The following is a 2208-nucleotide window of genomic DNA, read 5'->3' as shown; positions in this document are numbered from 1 at the left end:
CCTGCGCATCATATTCCAGACGATCTTTGTGAAAGCTGGTCAGCGCCGTTCCGTTTACACTGATCCCGGTAGCATCCGGCATTGCTGCAACTGCTTCCTTTTCAAAGGTCACTGTATAGCTCTTGGTACTGCCATCCTCTGCCGTTACCGTTACGGTTATTGTTACCGGCTTATCCCCGATGCTCACTGCACCGGCCGGGTTCTGCACTGCGCCCTGGGCTTTGCTGTCTTCTGCCGTAAAGCTCAGCTCTACTGTCTCTGTATCTCTCTCTACTTTTACTGTCTGGCTGTCCTGAACCGTAAGTGCTTTCACTTCACTACCACCGTTGACTTTATATCCAAGACTTACAAGATTCGCATTGCTGGATTTTCCGTCTTCTCCAAGAGGATCCCATTTGATCAGCACTTTAACAGATTCATAGGAATCCTGACCTATGGTCGGTACGCTCACTTTGTCGCCCGCTTTGAAGGACTGCATATATACATTTGTATATGTTTTACAGTTAATTGCATTTGCAACCAGATACTCGTTTTGAACCATCATATCGCCCTGATTGCCTGTCAGCACGGTATCTGCCGGCACATCCGCCCAGCTATCATATCCTGCCGGCACCGTGGTGTCCAGCGTTTTCTTGGACCAATTATTAAATCTTTCACCGCCGGCGTTTACGGTATAGATATACATGGTTCCGGATACACCTGCTGTGAAATAGAAGTGGTCGCTCTTGCTCTTGTACATATATGCGCCGGCGTTTCCGCTTTGCTTATAGGTGTCTGGGTAATCCTTCTGCGCCTGTTTGTTGGAATCCCGGTGGCTGACCAGGATATGGGACATCCCTATCAAATTCTCACCCGTTGCTCCAAACCGGGTCATGACATCTCCTGACAATCTGGTGGTATATACATTACCCCCAAGCAAGCCGGTATACTCTTTCCCGTTTGAAGTATAGGTATATTCCTGCGTATCGCCGATCAGAACTTCTGACAGTACAATTTTATTGTCTCCAGTATCATGGTTGCCGTTCATATATGCCTTACGGGCGTCACTGGATTCAATGGTGATCGGTCTTACGTGGATCTTATATTCCTTAGTCGCTCCGTTTTCTGCTCTCAAGGTTGCGGTTACCGTATCTACCTCTGTCGGGTTGATGGTCTGGGACGGTGCATAAGTCACTTCTACGCCATCTTCTGCTGTCACTTCCACCGTGGCGCTCTCTGTGCCGTATTCCACCTGCGCATCGTATTCCAGACGGTTTTTATCGAAGCTGGTCAGCGCCGTTCCGTTTACCTTGATCCCGGTAGCGTCCGGCATTGCTGCAACTGCTTCCTTTTCAAAGGTCACTGTATAGCTCTTGGTACTGCCATCCTCTGCCGTTACCGTTACGGTTATTGTTACCGGGTCACTTCCAATACTCACCGCACCGGCCGGGTTCTGCACTGCGCCCTGGGCTTTGCTGTCTTCTGCCGTAAAGCTCAGCTCTACTGTCTCTGTATCATTCGGTACCATTACTGCCTGGCTGTCCTGTACCGTAAGTGCGTTGACCTCTCCGCCGTTGACTTTATATCCAAGACTTGTAAGGTTCGCATTGCTGGATTTTTCGTCTTCTCCAAGAGGATTCCAATCAATCAAAACCATAACAATGTTGTAAGAATCCTGACCTATCGTCGGGATACTCACCACATCACCTGCATTAAACTTTCTGCTGTATACATGGGTATATGGTGTTGCTGTCATTTCACTTGCTGTAAAATACTGATTTCTTACCAATACATCTGACTGATCGCCTTCCAAAATTGTTCCGTCTGGCACTGCCGCCCAGCTGTCATATCCTTCCGGCGCACTGCCGACATTTAGTTCTTTCTTTGTCCAGCTGTCATACATGCTTCCAGCTGCACCCAATGTATATACATACACTGTTCCTCCTGCGGCCGCCTGCATGGTAAAGAATGCCGCTCGGTTCTTGTACATATAATATCCTGCATTACTGGTATCTTTATATGTACTAAATTTCTTTGACGCTTGCTTATGTGTATCATTGTGGTTGACCAAGACATGGGACATGCCTATTAAGTCTGCTCCTGTCGCTCCAAACCGGCTCATCTCATTCCCAGTCACCTGGGTCGTAAAGAGCGGTGCTCCAAGCTCTGCCGTCACTTCCTGGTTGTTTGAGGTATAGGTCTCCTCTAAACGATCGCCCACCGGAATCT

1 pseudogene is annotated in these 2208 nt (G+C 48.4%); it reads right to left on the bottom strand.

Annotation, left to right across the window (positions count from 1 at the left end):
- A pseudogene (locus INF28_RS12630) lies at nucleotides 1-2208 on the bottom strand (hypothetical protein); the annotation flags it as partial.

The sequence above is a fragment of the Ructibacterium gallinarum genome, assembly GCF_014982785.1.
Taxonomy (GTDB): Bacteria; Bacillota; Clostridia; order Monoglobales; family Monoglobaceae; genus Ructibacterium; species Ructibacterium gallinarum.
The sequence above is the reverse complement of the archived record's forward strand: the minus strand, read 5'-3'. Positions and strand labels throughout refer to the sequence as shown.